24 protein-coding genes are annotated in these 22,237 nt (G+C 68.0%); 13 read left to right on the plus strand and 11 right to left on the minus strand.

Annotation, left to right across the window (positions count from 1 at the left end):
• The first annotated feature begins 6 nt into the window (after positions 1-6).
• Positions 7-2,391 carry a UvrD-helicase domain-containing protein gene (locus tag I5803_RS20225; RefSeq protein ID WP_196988107.1) on the plus strand — a complete coding sequence of 795 codons (2,385 nt, stop codon included), beginning with the start codon at positions 7-9 and terminating at the stop codon, positions 2,389-2,391.
• Positions 2,392-2,410: 19 nt separating this feature from the next.
• On the opposite strand, the gene I5803_RS20230 is transcribed toward I5803_RS20225, so the two are convergent.
• The 5 genes from I5803_RS20230 to I5803_RS20250 form a co-directional block, all read right to left on the minus strand.
• On the minus strand, positions 2,411-2,920 hold the full coding sequence (locus I5803_RS20230; protein ID WP_196988108.1) for a hypothetical protein: 510 nt from the start codon (positions 2,918-2,920) through the stop codon (positions 2,411-2,413).
• A gap of 176 nt (positions 2,921-3,096) precedes the next feature.
• Entirely contained in the window at positions 3,097-3,858 is a 762-nt protein-coding gene (locus I5803_RS20235) for a FecR family protein (RefSeq protein WP_196988109.1), read from the minus strand.
• Positions 3,855-4,661: a BPSS1780 family membrane protein gene (locus I5803_RS20240; protein WP_196988110.1), complete on the minus strand. Its 807-nt coding sequence runs from the start codon at positions 4,659-4,661 to the stop codon at positions 3,855-3,857. The genes I5803_RS20235 and I5803_RS20240 overlap by 4 nt, the downstream gene beginning before the upstream one ends.
• Entirely contained in the window at positions 4,658-5,638 is a 981-nt protein-coding gene (locus I5803_RS20245) for a homoserine kinase (RefSeq protein ID WP_196988111.1), read from the minus strand. The genes I5803_RS20240 and I5803_RS20245 overlap by 4 nt, the downstream gene beginning before the upstream one ends.
• On the minus strand, positions 5,638-5,949 hold the full coding sequence (locus tag I5803_RS20250; RefSeq protein ID WP_196988112.1) for a hypothetical protein: 312 nt from the start codon (positions 5,947-5,949) through the stop codon (positions 5,638-5,640). The genes I5803_RS20245 and I5803_RS20250 overlap by 1 nt, the downstream gene beginning before the upstream one ends.
• A gap of 57 nt (positions 5,950-6,006) precedes the next feature.
• Between I5803_RS20250 and polA the strand changes: the two genes are divergently transcribed.
• Positions 6,007-8,856: a DNA polymerase I gene (polA, locus tag I5803_RS20255; RefSeq protein WP_196988113.1), complete on the plus strand. Its 2,850-nt coding sequence runs from the start codon at positions 6,007-6,009 to the stop codon at positions 8,854-8,856.
• A 4-nt stretch (positions 8,857-8,860) separates the two neighbouring features.
• Here the strand turns inward: polA and I5803_RS20260 are convergent, their stop codons facing one another.
• The gene (locus I5803_RS20260; RefSeq protein WP_196988114.1) at positions 8,861-9,079 is read right to left on the minus strand and encodes a 4-oxalocrotonate tautomerase; all 219 of its coding nucleotides are present in this window, start codon (positions 9,077-9,079) and stop codon (positions 8,861-8,863) included.
• Between the two features lie 123 nt (positions 9,080-9,202).
• Between I5803_RS20260 and I5803_RS20265 the strand changes: the two genes are divergently transcribed.
• The 4 genes from I5803_RS20265 (at position 9,203) to I5803_RS20280 (ending at position 11,957) form a co-directional block, all read left to right on the plus strand.
• Complete coding sequence (locus tag I5803_RS20265; protein WP_196988115.1) at positions 9,203-9,343, plus strand: hypothetical protein; 141 nt, start codon at positions 9,203-9,205, stop codon at positions 9,341-9,343.
• Positions 9,344-9,447: 104 nt separating this feature from the next.
• Entirely contained in the window at positions 9,448-10,266 is an 819-nt protein-coding gene (locus tag I5803_RS20270) for a ZIP family metal transporter (RefSeq protein WP_196988116.1), read from the plus strand.
• A 116-nt stretch (positions 10,267-10,382) separates the two neighbouring features.
• Positions 10,383-11,210, plus strand: a complete 828-nt coding sequence (locus I5803_RS20275) for a PA2169 family four-helix-bundle protein (protein ID WP_196988117.1) — start codon at positions 10,383-10,385, stop codon at positions 11,208-11,210.
• 90 nt (positions 11,211-11,300) lie between these two features.
• Positions 11,301-11,957: a DUF4142 domain-containing protein gene (locus I5803_RS20280; protein WP_196988118.1), complete on the plus strand. Its 657-nt coding sequence runs from the start codon at positions 11,301-11,303 to the stop codon at positions 11,955-11,957.
• On the opposite strand, the gene I5803_RS20285 is transcribed toward I5803_RS20280, so the two are convergent.
• Positions 11,954-12,466 (minus strand): DUF4019 domain-containing protein, encoded by a 513-nt coding sequence (locus I5803_RS20285; protein WP_196988119.1) that lies wholly within the window; start codon positions 12,464-12,466, stop codon positions 11,954-11,956. The genes I5803_RS20280 and I5803_RS20285 overlap by 4 nt on opposite strands.
• A 62-nt stretch (positions 12,467-12,528) precedes the next feature.
• Positions 12,529-13,419, minus strand: a complete 891-nt coding sequence (locus I5803_RS20290) for a DUF72 domain-containing protein (protein WP_196988120.1) — start codon at positions 13,417-13,419, stop codon at positions 12,529-12,531.
• A 29-nt stretch (positions 13,420-13,448) separates the two neighbouring features.
• Between I5803_RS20290 and I5803_RS20295 the strand changes: the two genes are divergently transcribed.
• Both I5803_RS20295 and I5803_RS20300 read left to right on the plus strand, forming a co-directional pair.
• Positions 13,449-15,554 (plus strand): ATP-dependent helicase, encoded by a 2,106-nt coding sequence (locus I5803_RS20295; protein ID WP_196988121.1) that lies wholly within the window; start codon positions 13,449-13,451, stop codon positions 15,552-15,554.
• A gap of 142 nt (positions 15,555-15,696) precedes the next feature.
• Positions 15,697-15,891: a hypothetical protein gene (locus tag I5803_RS20300; protein ID WP_196988122.1), complete on the plus strand. Its 195-nt coding sequence runs from the start codon at positions 15,697-15,699 to the stop codon at positions 15,889-15,891.
• 65 nt (positions 15,892-15,956) lie between these two features.
• On the opposite strand, the gene I5803_RS20305 is transcribed toward I5803_RS20300, so the two are convergent.
• Both I5803_RS20305 and I5803_RS20310 read right to left on the minus strand, forming a co-directional pair.
• A complete protein-coding gene (locus I5803_RS20305) occupies positions 15,957-16,274 on the minus strand; it encodes a type II toxin-antitoxin system RelE/ParE family toxin (RefSeq protein ID WP_196988123.1) in 318 nt (105 codons plus the stop codon).
• On the minus strand, positions 16,246-16,557 hold the full coding sequence (locus I5803_RS20310; protein ID WP_196988124.1) for a hypothetical protein: 312 nt from the start codon (positions 16,555-16,557) through the stop codon (positions 16,246-16,248). Before I5803_RS20310 ends, I5803_RS20305 begins: the two co-directional genes overlap by 29 nt.
• Before the next feature lie 76 nt (positions 16,558-16,633).
• Here I5803_RS20310 and I5803_RS20315 point away from each other — a divergent pair, with 76 nt between their 5' ends.
• From I5803_RS20315 to I5803_RS20335, 5 genes are all read left to right on the plus strand, one after another.
• Entirely contained in the window at positions 16,634-17,356 is a 723-nt protein-coding gene (locus I5803_RS20315) for a tyrosine-protein phosphatase (RefSeq protein WP_231402480.1), read from the plus strand.
• A gap of 58 nt (positions 17,357-17,414) precedes the next feature.
• Positions 17,415-18,707: a cardiolipin synthase gene (cls, locus tag I5803_RS20320; RefSeq protein ID WP_196988126.1), complete on the plus strand. Its 1,293-nt coding sequence runs from the start codon at positions 17,415-17,417 to the stop codon at positions 18,705-18,707.
• 111 nt (positions 18,708-18,818) lie between these two features.
• Entirely contained in the window at positions 18,819-19,154 is a 336-nt protein-coding gene (locus I5803_RS20325) for a serine/threonine protein kinase (protein ID WP_196988127.1), read from the plus strand.
• A gap of 31 nt (positions 19,155-19,185) precedes the next feature.
• Complete coding sequence (locus I5803_RS20330) at positions 19,186-20,004, plus strand: alpha/beta hydrolase (protein ID WP_196988128.1); 819 nt, start codon at positions 19,186-19,188, stop codon at positions 20,002-20,004.
• 74 nt (positions 20,005-20,078) lie between these two features.
• Positions 20,079-21,410: a cation:proton antiporter gene (locus I5803_RS20335; RefSeq protein ID WP_196988129.1), complete on the plus strand. Its 1,332-nt coding sequence runs from the start codon at positions 20,079-20,081 to the stop codon at positions 21,408-21,410.
• Here the strand turns inward: I5803_RS20335 and I5803_RS20340 are convergent.
• Positions 21,407-22,165 (minus strand): VOC family protein, encoded by a 759-nt coding sequence (locus tag I5803_RS20340; protein WP_196988130.1) that lies wholly within the window; start codon positions 22,163-22,165, stop codon positions 21,407-21,409. The genes I5803_RS20335 and I5803_RS20340 overlap by 4 nt on opposite strands.
• Positions 22,166-22,237: the final 72 nt, after the last annotated feature.

Below are 22,237 nucleotides of genomic sequence, written 5' to 3' on the forward strand. Positions count from 1 at the left end.
GGCCGTATGTTCCCAGAAGTCGATGCGGCCTCGCCGCTCCTGCAGAATCTCAACCCCGAACAGGGCGCGGCGGTCACCCTGCCCAACGAGCACGCGCTCATCCTCGCGGGCGCGGGCTCGGGGAAGACGCGCGTGCTGACGACGCGCATCGCTTGGCTGCTGTCGACGGGGCAGGTGTCGTCCGGCGGCATTTTGGCCGTGACCTTCACCAACAAGGCGGCCAAGGAGATGATGACGCGCCTGTCGGCGATGCTGCCGGTGAACGTGCGCGGCATGTGGATCGGCACCTTCCACGGCCTGTGCAACCGCTTCCTGCGCGCGCACTACAAGCTCGCGAACCTTCCCTCCACGTTCCAGATCCTGGACACGCAGGACCAGCTCTCGGCGATCAAGCGCCTGATGAAGCAGCACAACGTGGACGACGAGCGCTTTCCCGCGAAGCAGACGCAGTGGTTCATCGCGGGGTGCAAGGAAGACGGCCTGCGCCCGAACATGGTCGAGGTGCGCGGCGAGGAAGACCGCAAGAAGGTCGAGATCTACCAGCTCTACGAGGAGCAGTGCCAGCGCGAGGGCGTGGTGGACTTCGGAGAGCTGATGCTGCGCAGCTACGAGCTCCTGCGCGACAACGACCCGATCCGCGAGCACTACCAGCGGCGCTTCCGCCACATCCTCATCGACGAATTCCAGGACACCAACAAGCTGCAGTACGCGTGGATCAAGATGCTCGCGGGCGAGGGCAGCAGCGTGTTCGCGGTGGGGGACGACGACCAGAGCATCTACGCCTTCCGCGGCGCGCGCGTGGGCAACATGGCGGACTTCGTGCGCGAATTCCACGTGCGCCACCAGATCAAGCTGGAGCAGAACTACCGCAGCCACAGCAACATCCTCGACTCCGCCAACGAGCTCATCAGCCACAACAAGACGCGGCTGGGCAAGAACCTGCGCACCGACGCGGGTCCCGGCGAACCGGTGCGCGTGTACGAGGCGCCGACGGACCTGGCCGAAGCACAGTGGATGGTCGAGGAGATGCGGCACCTCGTGCGCGGCGACGGACCGGAAGGCGGCTTCGAGCGCAAGGAGATCGCGGTGCTTTACCGCAGCAATGCGCAAAGCCGGGTGATCGAAACGGCGCTTTTCAATGCCGCCGTGCCTTACCGCGTGTACGGCGGGCTGCGCTTCTTCGAGCGTGCGGAGATCAAGCACGCGCTCGCCTACTTGCGCGTGCTGGAGAATCCCAACGACGACACGAGCTTCCTGCGCATCGTGAACTTCCCGCCGCGCGGCATCGGCGCGCGCAGCATCGAGCAATTGCAGGACGCCGCGCGCGCCGCCGGCAGTTCGCTGCACGACGCGGTGAAGTCCACCACGGGCAAGGCGGGCGCCAACCTCGCGGGCTTCGTCGCGAAGCTCGACAAGCTGCGCGAGGATACGCTGGACCTCACGCTGCGCGAGACGATCGAGCTGATGCTGCAGCAGTCCGGCCTCATCGAGCACTACAAGAGCGAGCGCGAAGGCGGCGACCGCATCGAGAACCTGGAAGAGCTCGTGAACGCCGCGGAGAGCTTCGTCACGCAGGAAGGTTTCGGCCGCGACGCCGTGGCGCTGCCCGTCGACGAACTCGGGCCGGGCATGCTGCGGCAGTCGCCGGCTAGCCAGGGGCTGGATCCGAGCCTCCCGGAAGTCAACGAGCCCGCACCCGATTACGTGCCGCCCGACGCGGAAACGGGCGAGACGCTGTCGCCGCTCGCGGCCTTTCTGACGCATGCTGCGCTCGAGTCCGGGGACAACCAGGCGCAAGCCGGGCAAGACGCAATCCAGCTCATGACCGTGCACTCGGCCAAGGGCCTCGAATTCGACTGCGTGTTCATCACCGGGATGGAAGAGGGGCTCTTCCCGCACGAGAACTCGATGAGCGATCCCCAAAGCCTGGAAGAGGAGCGGCGCCTGGCCTACGTGGCGATCACGCGCGCGCGCAAGCGCCTGTACCTGAGCCACGCGCAGACGCGCCTGCTGCACGGGCAGACCCGCTACAACGTCAAGAGCCGCTTCTTCGAGGAACTGCCCGAAGGTGCGCTCAAGTGGCTCACGCCGAAGAACCAGAATTTCGGCGGGTCGGCCTTCGGTTACGGCTCAGGCTATCCGAGCACGCGCCCTGCGCAAAGCGCGGGTTTCAGCCGCGAGAGTTTCTCCAGCCCGCCGGTGCCGGTACAGAAGGCCGAACCCTCGCACGGGTTGAAGGGCGGCATGAAGGTCTTCCACACGAAGTTCGGCGAAGGCACGGTGGTGTCCATCGAGGGCCAGAACGAGGACGCGCGGGCGCAGGTGAATTTCCCGAGGCACGGGATCAAGTGGCTGGCGCTGTCGGTGGCGAAGCTCACACCCGTGCCCTGAGGCTCGGCGCGCAAGGGCGTCAATCGCCCATGTGGTGCCAGTCGGTCTCCGGCAGTGCCTTGAGGAAGGCATGGACCTCGTCGAGGACGCCGTGGCCTTCCGCCCATTCGATGTGGTCGCGCAGGCACATGCGCTTGACCAGTGGCGGCGTGCTCGACCAGGCCGAACCGATCAGGGGCGGCTGCGGCTGCCAGCCGTGGTCGCCCTGGACTTTGTCCGGGAGCATGTCGTACAGCTGCTTCCACAGGAGCGGTTGCGGACACAGCCGGTTGTTGCGGCGCGCCTCCACCATCGCTTCCGCCACCGTGATGCCCTTGATGGCATGGGTGGGTTGCGGCCTGGCGGGCGCGCTGGCCGTGAGCGGCGACGGCACGGTGGGTGCATAGCGCCGATCCCCCTTCACGAGTGGCGTCGCGGCGGAAGCCGGCGCCGTCGGCTGGAAGGCGGGCTCCACGGGCGCCTGGGCGAGTTCGTTGAACAAGGCCCACGCGCTGTCGGAGCTGGCTTCCACGACTTCGGGCGCGGGCATCCGGTCTGCCGGGGTGTAAGGGCTTGGGGTGACGGGTCTTGCGAATGGGTCGGAAGGCATGGCGCTTCCTCGGTGGAATGGATACATTCTAGGACGCGCACCGTGGAGCACAAGCCAAGGCTCGTGACCTTTCAATTTCTCCGCGGCGTCATCGATGGCTCATGCGCAGCGAAGAACTAGCGCTGCGGCGCCTGCATCGCCGGGTGCATGCCGGCGGGCTGCTGATCCATGTAGCCCTGGCCGTCCTTGACGCCCTTGCGGCCCAAAATTTCCCACGCCGTGCGCTGGTCCACCAGCTTCGCGAGGAATTCCAGCTCCTCGTCGGTGTGGTTGATCGCCCTGGCCGGCGTCAGCATCCGGCCGTTCTTCGGCTCCGCCTCGCCCCAGAACGACTGGTGGTAGTCCGACCGCGACACCGTCCTGTCGCCGCTCGCGCTCATGTCCACCGTACCGTAGCAGTTGCAGAAATAGCTGCGGTAGGACTGCTCCGGGAACACCTCCGTGTACACACCCGTGCCGCGAATCCCGGCGGTCAGCGTCGGCGTGATGATCTGCCGCGTCTGCCCGCGCCCCCAGACGCTGGCGACGGCGCCCGTGAGCATCCGCAGCACGCTTACCGCGTTCAGCGTGGGGCCGCGCTCGACCACCATGCGCGTGTTCTGCCGCACCAGGAAGGACGTCGTGCCGACGACGAACGTGAGCGTCGAGTCCGGTCCCGTCTCGATGTTGTCGCCGGTCTGGATATATTGCTGCGGCGTGAGGCGCTGGCCGTTCACCATCGCGTCACCGCGCAGCTCCACGATGTTGCTGCGCTGCTGCGCGATCGCGCCGCCGAAGCCGCCCATCGCCGTCCATGCGGCCGCGGCCTGCAGGAAACTGCGACGCTGGAACCACAGGACTTCCTTTTCCGTGCGGCCTTCGAGGGTGTGCTGGCTCATGGCGATTCTCCAGGGGATGGGGTTTCCAATTCCGGTGTGGCGACGAAACTATCACGAAAGGTGAAATACAGGGAGGTGGTAAACATGGCTCCGAGCAGGATCATGAGCGGCATCAGGACCACCGCGCCCAGTTGCGGATTGCCGGAGACGAGCGCGATCGCGCCGGCCAGCAGCGAACCCACGAAAAAGAGGGCGAAGAAGACACCCATCCAGGCGAGCCCGTACATGAAGAAGGCCTTGAAGTTGCGCATGCAGGCGACGGTGCTGAAGAAAAGGCTCTTGAGGGGCGAGACGCCGTGCCAGTGCACCAGCGCCGGCGCATGCCAGAACATCACCGACACCGGCAGGAACAGCACCATCATCAACAGCATCGAAAGCTGGAATTCGGGGGACAGCATGGCGGGCCCCGCGGCGCCCTGGGCAGGCACGGGCTGCGGCGGCACGTCGACCAGCGCATGCACGAAAGCGGCGATCGCCAGCCACGCCGCGGTGTAGATCAGGCCGAGGATCATCATCGCCCGCACCCGCTGGCGCCCCGCGCGAAATGCGCTCAGGAGCACGGTCGGCGTGGGAAAGCGCCCGTCCTCGGCTTCCCGGGTGGCGGCCATCAGGCCCAGCGTCGCGGCCGGGACGATGGCGAGTCCCAGCACCGGCCCGATCACCGGGATCGCCGACAGCAGGAGGGCCGCCGCCATGTACACGAAGAAAAGCACGCTGAATGCGAGCGGTTGCCGCATGAAGGTGCGAATGCCGAGCCTGACCCATAGCACGCCAGTACGCGCCGGAACGATGTTCAGTTTCATGTTTCGGCGCGCAGGGGCTGCGCCACGCGTTCGCGCAGCACCCGCTCGAAGTGCGAGGGGTCGTGCGCCTTCAGCATGGACGCCTCGCGCGGCAGGTGGAAATCCCACAGGCGCGAGATCCAGAAGCGCAGGGCGCCCGCGCGCAGCATGGCGGGCAGCAGCTGCCGCTCCGCCGACGCCAGGCGCCGCACGCGCGTGTAGCCGTCCAGGAACGCGCGGGTGCGCTCGTCGTCGTGCGCCCCGGAGGGCAGGTCGATGCACCAGTCGTTCAGGCACACCGCGATGTCGAAGACCCAGGTGTCCACGCCCGCGAAGTAGAAGTCGAAGAAGCCGGTGAGCCGGCCGTCCTCGAACATGACGTTGTCGCGAAAGAGGTCGGCGTGGATCGCGCCGCGCGGCAGGGCGGCGTAGGCGGAGCCGGACGCGATGTGGTTCTGGAACGCGAGTTCGCTCACCAGCAGCGCGGCCTGGCGCGCGTCCACGTGGGGCAGCACGACAGGCACGGTCTCGTTCCACCAGGGCAGCCCGCGCAGGTTGGGCTGGTGGCGCGGGTAGTCGCGGCCCGCGATGTGCATGCGGGCAAGCATCTCGCCGACGGCCGTGCAATGGGCCGCGGTCGGCTGCAGCTCGCTCCTGCCCCGCAGCTTGTCCACGACCGCAGCAGGTTTGCCGCACACCTCATGCACCAGGCGGCCTTCCGGGTGATCGGCCGTCTGGCTGCCGGGCAGGCCATGCGGGTCGGGCACCGGAATGCCGTGCTGCGCCAGGTGCTTCATCAGGTGCAGGTAGAACGGCAGCTGGTCGAAGGTCAGCCGCTCGAACAGCGTGAGCACGTACTCGCCCTGGCTGGTCGTGAGGAAATAGTTCGTGTTCTCGATGCCGCCCTGGATGCCGCGCAATTCGCGCAGCTCGCCCAGCGCCAGCCGGGCGGCCAGGTCGGCGGCCTGGGCTTCGGAGACTTCGGTGAAGACCGCCATCAGAAGTCGAGGACGTTCCAGACGCGCGCGCCGCCCGGCTGCACTTCGTAGGCGGGTGCGCCGTTCTTGGGCTTCACGCGGATCTTCTCGGTCTGCCCGGCGTAGCGGGTCTCGTCGATCACGACGCGGCTGTCCTCGACATGGATGCGTTCCACGCGCTGGTTCCTGCGGCCGTCGGCAGGCGTCGGGTCCTGCACGAGCGCGGGCGGCGGGACCGCAGCGGCCGTGGCTGGGCCGGCGGGGGCAGTCTGTGCCTGGGCGAGAGCCGCGAAGCCGCCCAGCAGAACCGTCAGGAGTAGTCGCGAAAGCATGGCGGCCATTGTAGGGGGCGGGGTGGCGCGGCCCCCATGGCAGGCACAATCCGCCCTATGAGCGAGACCCCTTCCGAATCCACGCCGCCCGGCCCCGCCCCCACCCCCGCCGCCGGCCGCAAGGTGCTGCTGCTGGTCGATGGCTCCAGCTACCTCTACCGCGCGTTCCACGCCATGCCCGACCTGCGGGCCGTCCCCGGCGACCCGACGAGCCCGGCCACCGGCGCCATCCGCGGGATGATCAACATGATGCAGAAGCTGCGCAAGGACGTGCGCGCGGACTATGCGGCCTGCGTGTTCGACGCGCCGGGCAAGACCTTCCGCGACGACCTGTATCCCGAGTACAAGGCCAACCGCTCGCCGATGCCGCCGGACCTGCGCGCGCAGATCGAACCGATCCACGAAGTGGTGCGCCTGCTCGGGTGGAAGGTGCTGAACGTGCCCGGCGTGGAGGCGGACGACGTGATCGGCACGCTCGCCTGCATGGCGACGCAGCACGACATCGAGACCGTGATCTCCAGCGGCGACAAGGACCTCTCGCAGCTCGTGAACGAGCACGTGATGGTGATCGACACGATGAACGACCGCAAGCGCGATGTCGCCGGGGTCGAGGCCGAGTTCGGCGTCCCGCCGCGCCTGATGGTGGACTACCAGACGCTCGTCGGCGACTCGGTGGACAACGTGCCGGGCGTCGACAAGGTCGGCCCCAAGACGGCGGTGAAGCTGCTGCAGGAATACGGCTCGCTCGACGCGCTGGTGGAACGCGCCGCGGAAGTGAAGGGTGCCGTCGGCGAGAACCTGCGCCGCGCGCTCGACTGGCTGCCCAGGGGCCGCGCGCTGCTGACGATCAAGAAGGACTGCGAACTCGCGGAGCACATCGCGGGCCTGCCCTCGCTCGACGACATCGTCATCGGCGGCCAGGACACCGAGGCCCTGAAGGGCTTCTACGAACGCTACGGCTTCAAGGGCCTCGTGAAGCAGCTCGAGGTGCACGACGTGCCGCCCGAGCTGATCGAGGAGCACAAGAGCGGCAAGAAGGTGGGGCCCGGCCCGGGCGCGGGCCTGTTCGACGAGCCGGATCTCTCCGGCATCTCGCAGGCGAGCAACCTGCAGTACGACACCATCTTCACCTGGGCGCAGTTCGACGACTGGCTCGCGCGGCTGGAATCGGCGGAGCTCGCCGCGGTCGACACGGAGACGAGCTCGCTCGACGAGATGCTGGCCGAGATCATCGGCGTGTCGTTCAGCGTGAAGCCCGGCGAGGCCGCGTATATCCCGCTCGCGCACAGCTACGGCGATGCGCCGGAGCAGTTGCCGCGCGACGAAGTGCTCGCGAAGCTCAAGCCCTGGCTGGAGAACCCGGAAAGGAAAAAGCTCGGCCAGCATGTGAAGTACGACAGGCACGTGTTCGCCAACCATGGCATCGAAGTGCAAGGCTACGTGCACGACACGATGCTGGAAAGCTACGTGCTGGAAGTGCACAAGCCGCACGGCCTCGCGAGCCTGGCCGAACGCCATCTCGGCCGCAGCGGCATCGACTACGAAACGATTGCCGGCAAGGGTGCGCACCAGATCCCCTTCTCGCAAGTGTCGGTGGAGAAGGCCGCGGAGTATTCCTGCGAAGACTCGGACCAGACGCTCGACGTGCACCAGGTGCTCTGGCCGCGCCTGCAGGCGGACAGCAAGCTGCGCTTCATCTACGAGCTGGAGATCGCCAGCAGCGAGGCGCTGTATCGCATCGAGCGCAACGGCGTGATCATCGACGGCGCGATGCTCGCGAAGCAGAGCGCGGAGCTCGGCCAGCGCATGATGCAGCTGGAGCAGGAGGCGCACGAGCTCGGCGGCCAGCCGTTCAACCTCGGCTCCCCCAAGCAGATCGGCGAAATCCTCTTCACGAAGCTGGGCCTGCCGGTGGTGAAGAAGACGCCCAGCGGCGTGCCGAGCACCGACGAGGAGGTGCTGGAAAAGCTCGCGGAGGACTACCCGCTGCCCGCCAAGCTGCTGGAGCACCGGGGCCTGTCCAAGCTCAAGGGCACCTACACCGACAAGCTCGCGCAGATGGCGCACCCGCGCACGGGGCGCGTGCACACGCATTACGCGCAGGCCGTGGCGATCACCGGGCGGCTTTCGAGCAACGACCCCAACCTGCAGAACATCCCGGTGAAGACCGCCGAAGGCCGCCGCGTGCGCGAAGCCTTCATCGCGCCGCCGGGGCATTTCATCGCGAGCGCGGACTACAGCCAGATCGAGCTGCGGATCATGGCTCACCTGTCGGAGGACGCGGCGCTGCTGCGCGCCTTCCAGGAGGGGATGGACGTGCACCGCGCCACCGCCGCCGAGGTGTTCGGCGTCGCGCCCGGGGAGGTGTCGAGCGAGCAGCGCCGCTATGCGAAGGTCATCAACTTCGGGCTGATCTACGGCATGAGCAGCTTCGGCCTCGCGCGCAACCTGGGCATCGACAATGCCGCGGCGAAGAACTACATCCAGCGCTACTTCGAACGCTACCCGGGCGTGAAGAACTACATGGACGAGACGCGCCTGTCGGCCAAGAGCAAGGGCTATGTCGAGACCGTGTTCGGCCGCAGGCTCTACCTGCCGGAGATCAACTCGCCCAACGGTCCACGCCGGGGCGGCGCCGAGCGGCAGGCCATCAACGCGCCCATGCAGGGTACGGCGGCGGACCTGATCAAGCTATCGATGGTGAAGGTGCAGAACGTGCTCGACGCCGAGCGACGCCGCACGAAGATGATCATGCAGGTGCACGACGAACTCGTGTTCGAAGTGCCCGAGGACGAAGTCGACTGGGTCCGAAGCGAAGTGCCGCGCCTGATGGCGGGCGTCGCCGAGCTGCGCGCGCCGCTGCTCGCGGAGATCGGCGTAGGCGAGAACTGGGAGAAGGCGCACTGAGGCGCTATTTGCGCTCCGACCACAGCACGCCGCCGGTCGCCCAGTCGGCGCGCTGGATGTCGAACAGCAGCACATCGACGGATTCGGGCTTGCTGCCCAGGGTGTCGACCACGGCCTGGGTCAGGGCCTGAACGAGATTCTTCTTCTGCTCGGGCGTGCGGCCCTCCAGCAATTCGACGCGGATCGTCGGCATGTCGCTCTCCTTCGGATGGTTCGCCCGCATTGTGCCTGCGGCGGCGCCTTGGGGAATTCACGCGTGGCGCGGTAGGCAATTTCCCTAAACGCCGCCGCGGCCGCGGGCGAACAATGGACGCCATCGAAGCACGTCGGTCCAGAGGAGAAGAACATGAAGCATCACTGCAGCACCATCGCCCGCCAGATCGTCATCGCCGCCACGCTGGGCCTCGCCGCCATCGCGTCGTGGGCCATGACGGACTTCCGCGCGCCCGCCATCGAAGCGTCGATCACGCAGGTGTCGCCGGGCTGACACGTCGCCCGGCGGGACCGGGTTGTTAAGATCGCCGCCTCGGGCGCGCCACGTGCCCGCCAGGAGAACCTGGGCGCGATCCATGCCGGACGCACCCGTCCAGCATGACCTTGTTAGCCATCCTGATCGCGACACTTGCCGCGGGCATCGGCAGCGTCTGGCTTGCCGCCGGCCTGATGCGCCTCGGCTTCATCGCCCGCGGCCCCGAGCCGTCCACGCATGTCGGGCCGCATCACCTCCTCAGCCTCGCCGCCGGCGCGCTGCTCGCCACTTCCTTCATGCACCTGCTGCCCGAGGCCTTCGAGAGCGCCGCGGGCGCGAAGGCGCTCTTCGCGGTGCTGCTCGTGGGCCTGGTGTTCTTCTTCCTGCTGGACAAGGCGGAGCTGTGGCATCACGGGCACGAGCACCATCACGCGCATGACCACGACCACGGGCACGACCCCCACCACGCCCACGCGCCCGATGCGCCCCGCTCCGGCGGATGGGCCGTCCTCACCGGCGACAGCCTGCACTGCTTCGGCGACGGCATCCTGATCGCGTCGGCGTTCATGGCGGACCGGCGGCTGGGCCTCGTCGCCGCGCTGTCCGTGCTCGCGCACGAGGTGCCGCACCACATCGGCGATCTCGCCGTCCTGCGCCAGACGAGCGCGGGCAAGCGCAGCGCGCTCATGAAGGTCTCCCTCGCCGGGGCGGTCACCGCGCTCGGCGGGCTCATCGGCTGGTGGCTCGTGGACCGGCTGCACGACTACCTGCCGTACTTCCTCGTCGTCGCCAGCAGCAGCTTCATCTACGTGGCGCTCGCCGACCTCATCCCGCAACTGCAACGGCGGCTGTCCGCCCGCGAGACGGTCACGCAAGTGTTCTGGCTGCTGCTGGGCATCGGCCTCGTGACGCTCGTGAGCAGCCTCGCGCACGTGGACTGAGCGGGCCGCACGGACGAGTCCGCACGCTCCTACAGCGGCGCGGGCCGCGCGCCGCTTCCTGTCGGGCACGCGCGCCACCGAGGATGACCGGGCGCCCCAAGGCGTCAGGAGCATCCATGGCCAAAGAGAACAGCGACCACGCCGGCCTTCCCGCCGGCGTCTTCACCGGCATCCCGCAGGCCGAAGCCGACTACTGGCGCGGCACCTACGAGGAAGAGCCCTATTTCGAGCCCAAGCTGGGTTTTCACGACTACCTGCCGGCCTATGAGCTCGGCTGGCAGGGCCACGTGGCGTACGGAGGCGACTTCCACTCGGCGCAACGCCTGCTCGCCAACGACTGGGAGCTACGCAAGAGCGTGTCCAAGCTCACCTGGGCGGAAGCCCTGCCGGCCGTGCGGGCAGCCTGGCAGCGCGCGCAGTATGCGGACAGCTTCCGCACCGACGGCAGTGCCACGCGGGACACCGTCCTGGCGACACTCGCCGAGCTCCTGCGGCATGCCCGCGACGGGGAGGGCGGCTTCGCCGAGGCCGCCGAGAATGCGCGCACGCAGACGCTGGCGACGCTTTTCGAGCGCTGCGCCGCGTCCTGCTCGCGCGCGGCCGCACAGCTGGAGCGCGAGATCGTCGCGCGCGGGGGCACGGCGGACCCCTCCGAGGAGGTCACCATCGCCGATGCGGCGCAGCGCGCCTGGAAGCAGCTACGGGGATTTTTCGGCGGCGCCACCGACGAGAAGATGCTGGAGGAGTGCGAACGCGGGGAGGACGAAGCGCTGGAGCGATACCGCCGCGCTCTCACGGAGAACCTCCCGGTAGGCGTGCACGCGCTCCTGCAAGACCAGTACGAGCGCGCGAAGCGCAACCACGACATGCTGGGCACGATGCGCGAACGCGCCGTCGCGTCTTCGGCGGCGTTGCAGGAAACCGTCGCCGTTGTGGCGAACTGACGGAATTTCCTGCAGTCCTACACGCTTGCGGCGTTGTCCGACACGGGCGCCGGCAGCGGCGTCATACCGTTGAGGTTCGCTCCTCGCGACATGACCCGTATGCGTTACCACCGTTGCCTCATCGCCGCCCTGTGGGCCCTGACCGTGGCATGTTCGGCAGGCGCGCAGGTCGAAGCCCCACCCGCGCCGGCCAAGCCGCGCGCCGCCAATCCTGCGATGTTCGCCCCCGGGGGCGCCGTGGCGGTGGGCGACCGCCGGATGACGCCCCAGCAGCGGGACGAGTGGCGCTTCCTCAAGGAAGCCGCGGCCGCGAGCCGCTTCGAAAGCGATGCCGCGCGCCTGGCGCTCGCCAAGTCCACGAACCCCGAGGTGCGCAACTTCGCGGCCGCCCTCATCAAGCACAACAGCGCGGCGGGCAACGAGCTCCTGCACATGCTGCAGATGCGCGGCATGGCGGCGCCGATGCTGGCCGACGCGCAGCGCAAGATGCTCAACCGCATGGCGAAGCTGCAGGGCACGAAGTTCGACCGGGAGTTCGTGGAGGCCGTGGCCCTGCGCCACCAGCAGCAGGACGTGAGCGACTTCGAGCGGGCCAGCATGGCCACGCGGGATCCGCAGATCAAGGCGTGGATCGACCAGACGCTGCCGCAGATGCGCTACCAGCTCGTGACGGGCGAGCAGCTCGCGCCGAACCGGGCACGGGTCTACAAGATTTCCGCGCCGCTGCGCGCCGCCGGGCCGGGCTAGCGGGTCGAGTAGCCCGTCACGCGCCACTTCCCGTCCGTGTCGCGGACGGTGGTGACGATCTCCTCCAGCTCGCGCTGCGCGAACTTGCTCGCGAAAATCACCGTCACGTATTCGCCGTCGGGGCGGCCCGCGAGCGTGGTCTTGTAAGTGGCCTCGGCCGGCGACCGTTCGACGAAGGCGCCCAGCGCCTTGCGCACCGGTGGAATGCCGTCCATCCATGCGGCCAGCGGCACCGTCGCACGGAACACGCTGCTGGACGTTTCCCAGGCGCGGCCCCAGTCGCCCCGGTCGAGCAGCAGCAACCAGCCGGACGCGGCGAGCCGGCCGGCGGCTTCCTTCTCCGCGTTTTCGGCCGACGGCGCCGCGGCAGCGGGCGTGGACGCGGGTGCCGGCGCCGCCGCGGGCGCCGGGGCAGCCGTCGCGCCCTTGGGCAGTTTCAGCTGCGCCGCCGCGTGGGCGCAGAACAGCACCGCCGCCAGCGGCACCAGCATCGAGGTCTTTGGTTTCATCGGGCAAGTCTAGCGCGGGCCTGCTGACGAGCCATTCGCCGCCCGCCCGTTTTACCGGGCCTTTACTGCAGCAGGCTCATCAGCAGCTTCGCGTTCACCTGGCCCTGGTCCTCGTAGTTGGTGTTGAAGACGATGTGCAGCGAGTCGGCAAGACCTGCCACCTCGCGGATGCGCGGCACCATCGCGGCGAGCTCCTCCTTCGAATACCAGTAGTCGAAGCGGCTCGAGGAGGCATTGCTCTTGATGTTCCACGTGTCGTGGTTGCGCCCATGCAGCCGCAGCAGCGCGAGGCGGGGGTGGGTGGCTTCCCAGATGTCCGGCACGCTGTTGGCGAAGCCCTGCGGCCCGTCGACGATGGTGTGCGCGACGCCGAGCCGTCGCTCGAATTCGAGCGTGCGCGCCGTGTTCTCGCCGCCGAACCAGCTCTTGTTGCGGAATTCGACGGAGAGCAGGTGGCCCTCCATCTTTTCCACGCAATGCGCCACATGCGCCATCCCTTCGCGGTTGCGCAGGACCCAGGGCGCGAACTGGAAGTGAACGGCGCCGAGCTTGCCGGCCTGCCGCAGCGGCTCCAGCGCCTCGCTGAAGCGCCGCCACAATTCGTCCGCGATCTCGCGCGGGGTGTCCTTGTAGTACAGCACCTTGGGTGCGTCGGGCCCGAGCGCCTGCTGCAGGTCCTTGTGCAGGACGACGGGCGACGTCTGGTGGCCGGTGAAGAGCCGGAAGGCCTTCACGTTGAAGGTGAAGTGCTCCGGCGTGCGCTGTGCCCACAGCTGCGCATTCACCGGCGTCGGCATGCCGTAGTAGCTGGAATCGACCTCCACGAGCGGAAACTGCGTGGCGTAGTGGCGCAGCCGCGCCTCGGCGCTGCTGCAGCCCTTCGGGTAGAAGCGCCCGCATTCGATCAGCGTCTTGTCGGTCCAGGAGGCCGAGCCTATGAGGATGTTGCCCACTGTATTAATATACAGGGATCGGCTTCGCCATGCAGTACCCCATCCCGCCCCCGTCCAGTGCCCCTGCGGCGCCAGATCCGCTTGCGCAGCTGAACGCCGAGCAACGCGATGCCGCGATGCACGGCACGGGCGATACCGCGCACGACACGCGCCCGCTGCTCGTCATCGCCGGCGCGGGCTCGGGCAAGACCAACACGCTCGCGCACCGCGTCGCCAACCTGATACGCCATGGCGCGGACCCGCAGCGCATGATGCTCCTTACCTTCAGCCGCCGCGCGGCGCAGGAGATGGAGCGGCGCGTCGGCTCGGTGCTGCAGAAGGCGCTGGGCCTGCCCGGCACGCAGTCGCTGCCGGGCCTGCCCTGGTCGGGCACCTTCCACGGCATCGGCGCGCGCCTGCTGCGCGAATACGCTGGGCGCATCGGCCTGGAGGAAAGCTTCACCATCCACGACCGCGGCGACGCCGAGGACCTGATGGGCATGGTGCGGCATGACATCGGCCTGTCGGAAACGAAGAACCGTTTCCCGCTGAAGGGCACCTGCCTGGGCATCTACTCGCGGGTGCTCAACACGCGCGACCCGCTGGAGAAAGTGCTGCAGGACACCTACCCGTGGTGCAGCGCGTGGGAGGGCCAGCTGAAGAAATTGTTCGGCGCCTACGTGGAAGCCAAGCAGCAGCAGAACGTGCTCGACTACGACGACCTGCTGCTGTTCTGGGCCGAGATGATGGCGGAACCTTCCATCGCGCAGGAGGTCGGCGAGCGCTTCGACCACCTGCTGGTCGACGAATACCAGGACACCAACCGCCTCCAGTCGGAAATCATCCTCGCGATGAAACCGACGGGCCAGGGCGTGACCGTGGTGGGCGACGACGCGCAGAGCATCTATTCGTTCCGCGGCGCGACGGTGCGCAACATCCTGGAATTCCCTTCGCAGTTCGCGCAGCCCGCGCGCATCGTCACGCTGGAGCGCAATTACCGCAGCACGCAGCCCATCCTCGATGCGAGCAACGCGGTGATCGGCGAGGCGAAGGAGCGCCACGCGAAAAACCTCTGGACGGATCGCGCCGCGAGCCATCGTCCGCAATTGCTGCTGGTGCCCGACGAGGCCAGCCAGGCGCGCTGGGTGGCGGACGAGGTGCTGAGGCAACGCGAAGCCGGCAGCGCGCTCAAGAGCCAGGCGGTGCTGTTCCGCACGAGCTCGCACAGCGCGGCGCTGGAGCTGGAACTCGCGCGGCGCAGCATCCCCTTCGTGAAATTCGGCGGGCTGAAATTCCTCGAGGCCGCGCACGTGAAGGACATGCTCGCCCTGCTGCGCTTCGCCCAGAACCCGCGCGGCCGGATGGCGGGCTTTCGCACGACGCAGCTCATTCCCGGCATCGGGCAGGCGACGGCGACGCGGCTGCTGGACGCGATGTCGGAGGCGGCGCAGCCGCTGCAGGTCCTGCAGTCCTTCGACGTGCCGTCGCAGGCGCGCGAGGAGTGGACGCGTTTCGCTGCCCTCTATGCGCAACTGCGGGACCCGGCGGTCGCGTGGCCTGCCGACCTCGAACTCGCGAAGGCCTGGTACCTGCCGCACCTGGAACGCCTGCATGACGACGCCACGGTGCGCAAGCTCGACGTGGACCAGCTCGTCCGCCTGGCTGCGGGCTATGGGAGCCGCGAGCGCTTCCTCACCGAACTCACGCTCGACCCGCCGCAGTCCACCAGCGACCAGTCCGGCGTCCCGCATCTCGACGAGGACTACCTCGTTCTCTCGACCATCCACAGCGCCAAGGGCCAGGAGTGGAAAGCGGTGCATGTGCTGAACGTGGTGGACGGTTGCATCCCGAGCGACATGGCGACGGGCACCCAGGCGGAACTGGAAGAGGAGCGCCGGCTCCTGTATGTGGCGATGACGCGGGCGCGCGAGCACCTGCACCTCATCGTGCCGCACCGTTTCTACGTCACGCAGCAGTCGGGCGGCGGCGACAGGCACATGTACGCGAGCCGCACGCGCTTCATCAGCGAGGCGATGGCGGAGAAATTCGAGCGCATCACGTGGCCGCAGGCCGGCGCGGCCGATGCGGCCGCAGGCGCGAAGCCGTCGGCGCCGGTGCTGCAGGTGCGCGATCGCGCGCGTGCCGCGTGGCGTTGACCGCGGTCGCCCGCGACCCGCACGCACAAGGCATGTCCTACATGCAAGCCCCGCGAGGGATGACACGCGCGGCGCGGTGAAGGCCTAGAGTGCATTCATCGCCGCTCGCACGGGGCAAGCGGTTCACACCAAGGAGTTCTCCATGCCCAAGCGCACTTCCAAATCGTCGTCCTCTTCTTCTTCCAGCCCCATGAAGGGCAGCAGCAGCGCCTCGCAGGCCGACTCGTCCAAGTCCAGCTCGCACGCAACCGCGAGCAAGGGCAGCAGCGCGGGCAAGGGCGGTGCGAGCAGCAAGCGCAGCGCCAAGCAGGGCGAGAAGAAGTCGACGAGCCACTGAGGGTGAAGGCGGCGCACGCCGCCTCGCCGAAACGGGAAACCGCGCTTCAGGCGCGGTTTCCCGTTTCAGCGATAGACCTCTTCGTGGTCGCCCACGTTGACCGGAATGATTTCCCCGTCGCGCACCAGCAGTTCCAGGGTGATCCGGTAGGTGAGGTTGATCGAGACGGAATGCAGGCCCGCCAGTTTCCCCTTCAGCTCATGCAGGCGCAGGGACGGGTGATGCGGATTGGCTTCGAGCAGTGCCAAGGTCTTTCCGTATTGGGCCTTGACCATGGGATGCCTGCGCAGGAAGCGCACGGCGATGCGCAGGTAGGTTTCGGTGAAGACCAGCCGATACGCCATCCGCAGGCGGTCAACGCGGTGCGCGGCGGCGGGAGGCAAGCTTGCGGGGTGCGTCCTGCGCCGGGACGAGCAGCGCTTCCAGGCGCGCCATGTGCTGCGCCGCCGTTTCGGTGACATAACGGCCCCGTGCGACGTCGTCGCGGCTCTGGGCGAGCGCCGCGTCCAGCTCGCACTCGCGCAGGTACTGGTACTGCGCGACCTCCATCACCACGTACTTATCCTTGCCGCGCACCGAAATGACGGCCTCGGGCTGGTCGGCGAGCGTGGCCTCGATCGCGGCGACGCCGCGGGTCTTGAGGTCGTTGGCGGTGAGTGCATGCATGGTGGGAGTGGGCAGGATTGTCCGTCTATCCAAAAGTACTGTCAATCGTACTCTCATTGGTGCGATAATGGAGGGGATGCGCCTCGACAACCCCCCGAATTTCCGCGATCTCGCCGCACACGTCTCGGGCGGCCCGCGCCCCGGCGTCCTGTTCCGCTCGGACCACCTCGGCGGGCTCAGCGAAGGCGACGCACGGCAGATCCAGGCGCTGGGCATCCGCCGGGTGCTGGATTTTCGCGGGGTGGACGAGCGCACGTCGGCCGCGTGCAGCCTGCCGGGTGTGCAGGTGCATTCGCTCGCGATCGAGCCCAGCATCGTGCAGACCCTGCACGGCCTGCTCGGCGCGGGGCACCGGTTGACCGAAGCGGAAGTCGTGGGGCACATGTGCGACACGTATCGCGGTTTCATCCGCGGCAGCACGCACCGCTTCGCGGAATTCTTCGGGATGCTGCTCGAGTCCGACGAGCCGACGGTGTTCCACTGCACGGCCGGCAAGGACCGCACCGGCGTCGCCGCGGCGCTGATCCTGCATTCGCTGGGCGTGTCGCGGGACGACGTCATGCGCGACTACCTCCTCACCAACGAGCGGCTCAAGCCCTTCTCGATCACGGGCTGGGTCCTGCCGAGCCATGTCGCGCAGGTGCTGTATCGCGTGCAGCCCGAATTCCTGCAGGCCGCCTACGACGTGATCGACGCGGATTACGGCGGGATGGACAGCTACCTGCGCGAGGGCCTGCGCCTGGGCGACGCGGAGCGCGCGCGGCTGAAGGCCCTGTACCTGCCGCCGACGGCGCTGTAGGAAGAATTCGCTTCTTCGCCGCGAGCGCCCACGGCGGCGGCGACGCTCGCTAGGATCGATGGCCAACACAGCCATTCACGTGAAGCACAAGAAGTTGATCCTCCTCACCATCGCCGTCACGCTGCTCGTCGGCGTGATCTACGCCAATTTCGCCGGCCCCGAGCGAAAGATCCAGACGCGCATCGAGCACCTCTACTCGGTGGACGACCCGCAGTTCCTGCGTTCCATGGGGCTGCTTCTGGGGCCGTCCATCATGGACGGCAACACGGCGACCGAACTGATCAACGGCGACCAGATCTTCCCCGCGATGCTCAAGTCGATCCGCGCGGCGAAGAAGACCGTGCTGTTCGAAACCTACATCTACTGGTCCGGCGAGATCGGCAACGAATTCGCCGATGCGCTCTCCGAGCGGGCGCGCGCGGGCGTGAAGGTGCACGTGCTGCTCGACTGGATCGGCAGCGCGAAGATCGACGATGCCGTCATCGACAAGATGAAAGCCTCGGGCGTGGAGGTCGAGAAGTTCCATCCGCTGCGCTGGTACAACCTCGGCCGCATGAACAACCGCACCCACCGCAAGCTGCTGATCGTCGACGGCACGGTGGGCTACACCGGCGGCGTGGGCATCGCGCCGATCTGGACGGGCAACGGCCAGGACCCGGATCACTGGCGCGATTCGCACTACCGCATCGAGGGGCCGGTGGTCGCGCAGATGCAGAGCGTCATGCTGGACAACTGGGCCAAGACCACCGGCAAGGTGCTGCACGGCGTCGAGTATTTTCCCTCGCCCAAACCCGTGGGCGTCCAGAGCGCGCAGATGTTCGCGAGCTCGCCCAACGGCGGCAGCGAGAGCATGCTGATGATGTACCTCCTGGCCATCACGGCGGCCACGCGCACCATCGACCTCTCCAGCGCCTACTTTGTGCCGGACGACATCACGCGCGACGCGATCATCGCGGCGCGCAAGCGCGGCGTGCGCGTGCGCATCATCACGCCGGGCGAGCACATGGACGCGGAGACGGTCCGCCGGGCCTCGCGCGGCCTGTGGGGCGAGCTGCTGGAGGCGGGCGTCGAGATGTACGAGTACCAGCCCACGATGTACCACTGCAAGGTCATGATCGTGGACGGCAAGATGACCTCTGTCGGCTCGACGAACTTCGACGTGCGCTCCTTCCGGCTGAACGACGAGGCCAACCTGAACGTGTACGACGCGGGCTTCGCCGCGCGGCAGACGGAGGTGTTCGAGCAGGACCTCAGGAAGGCACGCCGCTTCACGTACGAAACGTGGAAGGCGCGGCCCTTCATGGCCAAGGCGCAGGAGCGCATGTGGTCCCTGCTCGGGTCCCTGCTATAGCTCTTTCGCCCCACCCCGCGCGTGGGGTTCCTACGGTTTTCGCCGCCTGACTCCTACAGGTCGGGCTCGATTCGCGCTCCATGCTTCATTCACAGCACAAAGGAGCACGCGATGGCCAATCAGCAAGACCCCAGGGACCCGTCCGGCAAGGACGACGTCGCACAGGGCGACGGTCCCGGCAAGATCGGCCTCACGAGCAGCCGCCAGCCCGAGCTCGTGTCCCCCAGCGGGATCAACGAGCGTGACCACGGCGCAGCCGACGACAAGCCCATGGGCGGCGGCTCCCTCAATTTCGACGACGACGACATGACGCACCCGCGCGGCAACACCGCGCGCCAGGGCGGCACGCGGGACGCGCAGGGCGGCGACAGCGGCAAGCTCGGCGCCCCGGCGGAAATCCAGTCCGACCGCATCGGCACCAGCGATCCGGACAAGAACCGGCAGTAATCGGTCCAACACAATGAAATCGGGAGGCAACATGGTCTACGCACTGTTTTCCCTGGGAGTGATTGCAGCGGTCGGCGCGGTGTACGCCTCGGCGATCGGATGGCTCTGGTTCCGCCAGGAACGCCTGCTGTTCGAACCCACGCCCCTGCCGAAAGACCATGTGCTGTGCGCCGACCCGGATGTCGAGGAACTCACGATCGACGTGCCCGGCGCTTCGCTGTCCGCGGTGCGCCTCTCGCTGCCCAGCCCTCGCGGCGTCGTGTTCTTCCTGCACGGCAATTCGGGCAACCTCACCGACTGCATGGAGGACCTCAACGCCTTCCGTGAAGTCAACTTCGACGTCGTGATGTTCGACTACCGCGGCTACGGCAAGAGCACCGGTTGCATCGAGAGCGAAGAGCAGCTGCGCTCCGACGTGCGCTACGTGTGGGAATACTTCGCCAAGGACTACGAAGGCCGCCGCGTCGTGATCTCCGGCCAGTCGCTCGGCACCGGCCTCGCCGCCGGCCTGTCGGCCGAACTGTCCGCCGCGGGCCGCACGCCCGACCTCACGATGCTCGTGTCCCCGTACAGCAGCATGCGCGCACTGGCCGACGAGCTCTATCCGTGGGTTCCGCGGCGCGTCCTGCGCTACCCGCTGCACACGCTGGAGCACGCCGCCCGCCTGGCCGGCAAGCTGATGCTGGTGCACGGCGACAAGGACGAGCTGATCGGCATCCACCACAGCGAGGCGCTGAGCAAGGTCATGCCGCAGGCGGAACTGCTGCGCGTCGAAGGCGCGGGCCACAGCGACGTGCACAAGTTCCCGAGCTTTCGCAAGGCCCTGACCGGCGCCCTCGGTTGCCTCTGATCCCGGCCGGTAATTCCGCATCTCGCGGCATTCGCCCACACGCGCGCAGCTGAGCCGTCCCGACAATGGACGGCATGGAATTCGCCACCTGGTCCATCGTCGTCGGCGTGCTGCTGATCCTCATGGCGCTCAGCGGCACCGTGCTCAGCCGCCTGCCGCTGTCCACGTCGATGCTCTACCTGGGCGCCGGCCTCGCGGTCAGTCCGCTGGGCCTGGGGCTCATGTCGCCCACCCCGCACCAGCACACCCTGCTTCTCGAGCGGCTGACCGAGGTCGTGGTGCTCGTGTCGCTGTTCACCGCGGGCCTCAAGCTCAGTCCCGGCCTGCGCGACAAGCGCTGGCTCCTGCCGTTGCGCCTCGCCGTCACGTCGATGGTCGTGACCGTGGCCCTGGTCGCGACAGCCGCCTGGGTCGGGCTCGGATGGCCGATCGGCGCCTGCATCCTGCTCGGCGCGATCCTCGCGCCCACCGACCCCGTGCTGGCCTCCGACGTGCAGGTGCACCAGCACAACGACAGGGACCGGCTGCGCTTTTCGCTCACGGGCGAGGGCGGCCTGAACGACGGCACGGCCTTCCCCTTCGTCCTGCTCGGCCTCGGGCTGATGGGACTGCATGACCTGGGCAGCTATGGCTGGCGCTGGCTGCTGGTGGACACGCTGTGGGCCGCGTCGATGGGCCCTGTCGTGGGCGGATTGCTCGGATGGGCCATCGGCAAGCTGGTGCTGTACCTGCGTCGCGAGCACAAGGAGGCGGTGGGCCTGGACGATTTCCTGGCGATGGGACTGGTCGCGCTGTCCTATGGCCTCGCGCAGTTCGTGCACGCCAACGGCTTCCTCGCCGTCTTCGCCGCCGGTGTCGCGCTGCGCTACCTCGAACAGTCGCAGACGCCCAGGACCTCGGTGAGCGAGGCGGCCGCGCAGGCGCACGCCGATCCGGACAAGAGCGTCGCGGACGCCGTGGCGGTCGATCCCGAGCATGCGCCCGCATACATGGCGCAGGCGGTGCTCGGCTTCAACGAACAGATCGAGCGCATCGGCGAAGTCGCCGTCGTCATCACCATCGGCGCGTTGCTGTGGGCCGTGCCCTGGCACAGCGGCGCTTGGTGGCTGGTGCCGCTCCTTTTCCTGCTGATCCGGCCCGCGGCGGTGGCGATCGGCCTGTTGCAGTCGCCCAGCACGAAGAGCCAGCGCTGGCTGATCGGCTGGTTCGGCATCCGCGGCGTGGGGTCGATCTACTACCTCATGTACGCCGTGAACCACGGCCTGCCCACGCAATTCGTGGACCCGCTCGTGGCGCTCACGCTCGCCGTGGTCGTCACTTCCATCATCGTGCACGGCATCTCCGTCACGCCGCTCATGGCGGCCTACGAACGCACGATGCGACGAGGGCGCGGGCGCAAGCGCTAGCCCATCACAGCGGGCTGCAGGAACGCGACCGAAACGCCCAGCGGGTCCTGCAGCATCGCGATGCGGCCGACCGTCGGCACGTCCATCGGCGGCAACAGCAGCGTGCCGCCCAGCGGCGCGACGCGGGCCGCGGTGGCGTCGGCCTGTTCGACATGCACGTAGGGCGTCCACATCGCCGGCATGCCCGCGTGCGGCGACTTCATGACGCCCGCGCGCCCCTTGCCGTCGGCGCTGTTGAGCACGTGGTATTTGCCCTGGGCGCCCATGTCCATCTCGTCGTGCGTAAAGCCGAACACCTTCTCGTATAACGCCACCGCGGCGCCCGGGTCGGGCGTGGCGAGTTCGTTCCAGACCCAGTCTCCCGCGGGCGTGCGTTCGCGGTCCTCGCGATCGCCCTGCGCGCCGCGCCACAGGGACAAGACGGCGCCTGCCGGATCGGCGATCGTCGCCGCGCGGCCCACGCCGAAATAGTCGGCAGGCGGCATCAGGCCCTTCGCGCCGGCCGCGAGGGCGGCCGCGAACGCGGCGTCGACGTCGGCCACCGAGAGGTAACTCATCCATAGATTCGGCGTGCCCGCGGGTGCTGGCAGCAGCCCTGCGACGCCTTCGCCGGCGTTGTGGAACATGTCGTATTCGCGCTGCGGGCCCCGGACGCGTTTCAGCTTCCAGCCGAACAGCGCCTCGTAGAAGTCGCGCGCCTTGCCCGGATCGCCCGAGAAGTGCTCGAACCAGGTGAATTTGCCGGGGTGGTGCATCGCAGGTCCTTCGGTTGCCAGTGCGTGGGTGTAGCACACGCGCAGGGCGCGTCAAGTGCCCGCGCGTCCTAC

It is taken from the genome of Caenimonas aquaedulcis (assembly GCF_015831345.1).
GTDB classification, from domain to species: Bacteria; Pseudomonadota; Gammaproteobacteria; order Burkholderiales; family Burkholderiaceae_C; genus Ramlibacter; species Ramlibacter aquaedulcis.